Origin of the sequence: Actinoalloteichus spitiensis RMV-1378 (genome assembly GCF_000239155.1) — a bacterium.
GTDB classification, from domain to species: domain Bacteria; phylum Actinomycetota; class Actinomycetes; order Mycobacteriales; family Pseudonocardiaceae; genus Actinoalloteichus_B; species Actinoalloteichus_B spitiensis.
Genome location: NZ_AGVX02000523.1, coordinates 1 through 4,876, shown reverse-complemented (window position 1 = coordinate 4,876; position 4,876 = coordinate 1). Strand labels below are relative to the sequence as shown.

Annotated in this window: 6 protein-coding genes and 1 pseudogene; 5 read left to right on the top strand and 2 right to left on the bottom strand. The window is 72.7% G+C overall.

Translation table 11 applies throughout. The annotated features are described in order from the left end of the window. The 4 genes and pseudogenes from ACTIDRAF_RS34010 to ACTIDRAF_RS0220835 form a co-directional block, all read left to right on the top strand. A pseudogene (locus ACTIDRAF_RS34010) lies at window positions 1–543 on the top strand (hypothetical protein); the annotation flags it as partial. Continuing rightward, the gene (locus tag ACTIDRAF_RS0220845; RefSeq protein WP_016700660.1) at window positions 540–962 is read left to right on the top strand and encodes a roadblock/LC7 domain-containing protein; all 423 of its coding nucleotides are present in this window, start codon (window positions 540–542) and stop codon (window positions 960–962) included. The pseudogene ACTIDRAF_RS34010 and the gene ACTIDRAF_RS0220845, both read left to right, overlap by 4 nt. Before the next feature lie 31 nt (window positions 963–993). Continuing rightward, window positions 994–1,686, top strand: coding sequence for a DUF742 domain-containing protein (locus ACTIDRAF_RS32180; protein ID WP_157163175.1), 693 nt, complete (start codon window positions 994–996; stop codon window positions 1,684–1,686). Further along, window positions 1,667–2,275 (top strand): GTP-binding protein, encoded by a 609-nt coding sequence (locus ACTIDRAF_RS0220835; protein WP_026066338.1) that lies wholly within the window; start codon window positions 1,667–1,669, stop codon window positions 2,273–2,275. The genes ACTIDRAF_RS32180 and ACTIDRAF_RS0220835 overlap by 20 nt, the downstream gene beginning before the upstream one ends. Window positions 2,276–2,536: 261 nt before the next feature. On the opposite strand, the gene ACTIDRAF_RS0220830 is transcribed toward ACTIDRAF_RS0220835, so the two are convergent. Further along, entirely contained in the window at window positions 2,537–3,217 is a 681-nt protein-coding gene (locus ACTIDRAF_RS0220830; protein ID WP_016700657.1) for a RibD family protein, read from the bottom strand. A gap of 148 nt (window positions 3,218–3,365) precedes the next feature. On the opposite strand from ACTIDRAF_RS0220830, the gene ACTIDRAF_RS30205 reads away from it, so the two are divergent. Then, the gene (locus tag ACTIDRAF_RS30205; protein ID WP_157163174.1) at window positions 3,366–4,202 is read left to right on the top strand and encodes a helix-turn-helix domain-containing protein; all 837 of its coding nucleotides are present in this window, start codon (window positions 3,366–3,368) and stop codon (window positions 4,200–4,202) included. 79 nt (window positions 4,203–4,281) lie between these two features. Here ACTIDRAF_RS30205 and ACTIDRAF_RS32175 read toward each other — a convergent pair. Continuing rightward, window positions 4,282–4,876, bottom strand: a 595-nt coding sequence (locus tag ACTIDRAF_RS32175; RefSeq protein WP_016700655.1) for an SRPBCC family protein, incomplete at its 5' end; no start/stop codon positions are given.

Genomic DNA, 4,876 nt, shown 5'->3' with positions numbered 1-4,876 from the left:
GCGCCGACGGAGATCGTGCGGCGTCCCCGTCCCGCCGACCGGCCCGCCACGCGGGAGCCGGAGCGCGCCCAGGAGGCATCCGCCACCGCCGCCCCGGTCGCGGAGAGCGCGCAGCCGGAGTCGACCGGCCAGCACAGCTGGCGTTCGGCCGGCGACGAGGGCTGGGAGGCGGCCAAGACCGTGCTCAACCAGAAACCGGAGGACACGACGACGGCGGGGCTGCCCAAGCGGGTGCCCAAGGCCCAGCTGATGCCGGGCTCGATCGCTCCGAAGAAGGACAAGCCCAAGACCCCACCGAGGGTCAAGCCGTCCGAGCAGTCCCCGAGGAGCACCGCTTCTGGAACGGCACCAGCCCCCGCGTCGACCGGGCAAGAGCGCTTCGGCCCCGTTCGCTCGGCCGACTCGATCCGAGGCAGGATGTCCAACTTCCAGCAGGGACTGCGGCGTGGCAGGCACCATAGGGTCGAGACCCTGGTGAACACCGGCCCGTCCGCAGCACAATCACACCAGTCCACCGGCCGTCACGACGAGGAGCAGGAGTGACCGCTTCCGCCCAGCAACCAGGCAGCTTCGGTTGGTTGATCACTGATTTCGTACGGCGTGTCCCCGGCGTCGCCCACGCGGTGGTCGTCTCCGCGGACGGCCTCCTACTCGCGGGTTCCCAGGGCCTGCCCCGGGACCGGGCCGAGCAGCTCTCCGCGGTTGCCTCCGGCCTGATCAGCCTCACCCAGGGGGCCGCCCGGGTCTTCGACGCCGGTGAGGTGGCGCAGACCGTGGTGGAGATGGAACAGGGCTTCCTGTTCCTGATGTCCATCAGCGACGGTTCCTGTTTGGCTGTCCTGGCGGCGCCGAACTGTGATATCGGTTTGGTGGCCTACGAGATGACATTGCTCGTCGAGCGGGTCGGGGCCCAGCTCACGCCAGAGCTACGAGCCCAGTTGCAAGGTGCTACCCGCAGGTGACCTCGCAGGTGAACTTACGGAGTGATCGGTGATGACCACTGACCCTGGTTCCGGTGACGGACGTGCTGGCGACTGGGCCAGCCGCCTCGATCTCGATGGCTTCTACGGACGATCCCATCACCGGGACCGGGCCGAGCAGCGGCACCACCGGGACGAAGACGTCGACTACCTCGTCGGAGACCCGGACCGCGCGCTCTTCGGTGGGCCTGGCGCCGATCTGCTCGGCACGAGCATGTCCGACAACTATTCCGACGGCTACGCCGGGGAGTACGCCGACCGCGGCTACTCCGACGGCTACCAGGCCCCGCCACCGGTCGACGAGACCGAGCAGAGCTGGCCGGAGTACGAGCACGACGACGAGGAGAGCCGGGATCCGCTGGTGGAGACCGGTTCCCTCGTCCGCCCCTACGCCAGGACGGGCGGGCGGACCCGCCCCGATTATGATCTTCCTATCGAGGCGTTGGTCTCCACCAGTGACCGCGGCCGCGAGCAGCGGACCGCGGCGCTGGCCGAGCACCGGTCGATCTGCGGTCTGTGCACCGAGACCCGGTCGGTGGCGGAGATCGCCGCGCACCTCCGGTTGCCACTGGGCGTGGTCCGGGTACTGATCGGCGACATGGCGAGTCTGGGGCTGGTCCTCGTGCACAACAGCGGCCTGGTGACGGGTGACGGGCCGTCTCTCGCGTTCCTGGAAAGGGTGTTAAGTGGGCTTCGCAGGCTTTGATCCCCAGCGGAATGCGGAACAGAAGCAGGCGACCACATCCACGAAGATCGTCGTGGCCGGAGGGTTCGGCGTCGGCAAGACGACCTTCGTGGGCTCGGTCTCCGAAATCGTGCCGCTGACCACTGAAGCTGTCATGACGGAAGCCAGCGTGGGGGTCGACGACCTGACCGCGACGCCGGGGAAGGTGACCACCACGGTCGCCATGGACTTCGGCCGGGTCTCGCTGGACAGCGACCTGATCCTGTACCTGTTCGGCACGCCCGGTCAGCACAGGTTCTGGTTCATGTGGGACGACCTCGTGAAGGGCGCCATCGGCGCGATCGTGTTGGTCGACACCCGCCGGCTCGCCGACGCGTTCGCCTCGATCGACTTCTTCGACGACCGGGAGCTGCCCTACGTGGTGGCGGTGAACTGCTTCGACGGCATGTTGCACCACCGGATCGAGGACGTGCGTGAGGCGCTCACGATCGACGAGAACGTGCCGATCGTGACGTGTGACGCACGCAACCGCGACTCGACGAAGCAGGCGTTGATCACGTTGGTCGAGCACGCCATGCGCCAGCGGCTGGCCGTGCACAGCGGTAGCTGAGGCATACCGGTGGCCGTGGCGGGTGTCGCCGACGGCCGTCGTTCCGGCAGTCCGGGTGGGGCCGCTGCCGGGTGAGAAGAAAGGTGGACCCGGGCCAGGAGGGAGTCGTCGGGGGCTCCCGGTCCGGGCCGGTGGGCAGCGGCACGTGCCCAACCGGGGCGGCGGTGGCAGCGGCCGCGTTGATCGCCCACCACGCAGGCCGGGTCCCCTGGCCCGGGCGGCGCACCGGCGGGTCCGACCGGTGGCACCGACCGCCGGGGATCAGGACGGCAGCCGGTACCGGAGCAGTACCACATCACCGACCGGGCGGGCGTCCACCAGGGTCATCCGCCGGCCCGACGTCCAGGGGAACTCGCCGTCGCCGACGAGGCGCGGAGCCCGGCTGTCGCCCACGAAGAACGGTGCGACGACCACATGGAGCTCGTCGACCAACCCGGCCGTGAGGAACCAGGTGTGGATCGCCGTGCCCCCCTCGACCAGGAGCCGGCGCACTCCCCGGCCCGCGAGGTCGGTGAGGACCCAGGCCAGGTCGACCCGGGGACCGGCGTCGACCACGACGGCCCGAGCCCCCACGCCCTCGTCCAGCGAGCGGGCGGCCTGGTGGGGCGCGTAGACGAGCTTCTCCGCCGTCCCCTCCGTGAAGAACGCCGCACCCGGGTCGAGCGCGCCGCTCGTCGTCACCGTGACCTTGGTGGGTGAGGGGGGAACCCCCCGCGCAACGCGGGCCCGTCGCCGTTCCTCGGACCGCACGAGGAGCCGCGGGTCGTCCCGGCGGATCGTGTTGGCGCCCACGAGGATGGCGTCGCAGCCCGCGCGCACCTCGTCGACCCGGTCGAAGTCCGCCTCCCCCGAGAGAAGCAGCCGGTGGGGCGAGGCGTCGTCGATGTAGCCGTCCACGGACATCGCGCAGCTCACCAGGACATGCGGCCGGTCGTCCGCCATCACGCTCCTCCTCGTCCGCCCCGTCGGCACGGCGTCACGATCCTCCCGCACCCGGGTCGGACGACACCGCCGGACCGGCGCCGGGTGCCCGCCGGACCGGCCAGGGGCCGGACCGGCACGTCCACCGCGCCGCTGGCAGGGTGGGGCCATGCCCGCCAACACGAATACCGGTGGGCGGGTCGAGCCTCGAGCCCCGGCCCGCTCCGGGCCCACCCACGGGCCGGCGCGGTCGCCCGCAGAGGACGGACGCGCGACCTCGGCGGCGCGCACCGGGTCCTCGTACCGGGAGCGGTCCGCCCCTCCGGGGTGGCCGGGGCTGGCCGTGTGGTGGACCCAGTGGGTCCCGGACGGCACCCACCACCGTCAGCTCGTGCTGCCGGACGGGTCGGCCGACGTCGTGGTGTGGGACAGCGGCGTGGTGGAGGTGGTCGGCCCCACCATGGCACCGGTCGTGGTCGACCTGGCGGGCGGGTCCCGTTGTCGCGCGGTCCGCATCCGCCCCGGGGCGCTGTCGGCGGTGTTCGGTGTCCCGGCGACCCTGCTGCGGGACGAGGTCCTCCCGCTGGACGCGGTGCTCGCCCCGGCCGCCGCGCGGGAACTCACCGGCCTGGTAGTGGGGGAGTCCGGTGTGGCGCGCGCCCGGTGGCCGAGTCGCCCGCCCGACCCCAGGGCGCGTCGGGCGGTGGCCTGGTTGGCGCGGGACCCGGCGGCCAGGGTCGACCGGGTGGCCGCTGACCTGGGCATGTCGGGTCGGCAGCTGCGCCGCCTCGTGCTCGCGCACGCGGGCCTGGGCCCGAAGGAGCTGCACCGCACCTTCCGCCTCCACCGGTTCCTCCACCTCGCGGAATCGCCGCTGGGCCGCCGTCGTCGCCTGGCCGGGCTGTCGGTGGAGGCGGGCTACGCGGACCAGGCGCACCTCTCCCGTGAGTTGCGGGCGCTGTCCGCCCTCAGCCCCGGCGACCTGCTCCGCCACCGGGCGGGATGACGGTGGCGGGGCCGCTGCGTCCGATGTCGGCGGTGCCGGGAGCGGCGGCCCGGCGGAGGCGCCGGCGTCGCCGCCGGCCTCACGCCTCCCCGCGCGCCGCCAGTTCCACCAGGAGTTCGAGACCACCGGCCCAGGCCATCGCCGCCGCCGACCGGTACTGCCGCCGTTCCTCGGCGTCCACCGCCAACGACGCCAGGCCGCTCTCCACCACCCGCACCAGCGTCGAGGTGGGGTTCCACGCCTGCAGGCGCACGGCGACCGTGGTCCGCCGGCCCGGTGCCGGATCGCGTTCGGGAAGCGTCGACAACCGGTAGCGCAGCAGCGTCGGTGGTTCCAGCGCCTCCACCACCCCGAGGAAGCGGCCGTGTTCGCGCCAGCGGTACTCGATCAGGCCGCCGACCCTCGCGTCCAGGGCGGCACCGTCGAAGGCGTACCAGACCCGCAGGTGTTCGGGCCGTGTCACCAGTTCCCACGCCCGGGGTGGCGCCACGGCGAGCACCGCCTCCTGCCGCACGCTGTCCTCGTCCACCCCGTCCCTCCCCTCCGGCCCGCCGTGCTCCCGTTCCATGGACGCATCCGCCGCGTTCCGCCGCGAGTCGAGCCGCACCCGGACGCCCCGGCCCAGCCGCGACCACCGGCGGCCGAGCCGGGTGCGGCGGCGCCGCATGCCGGGT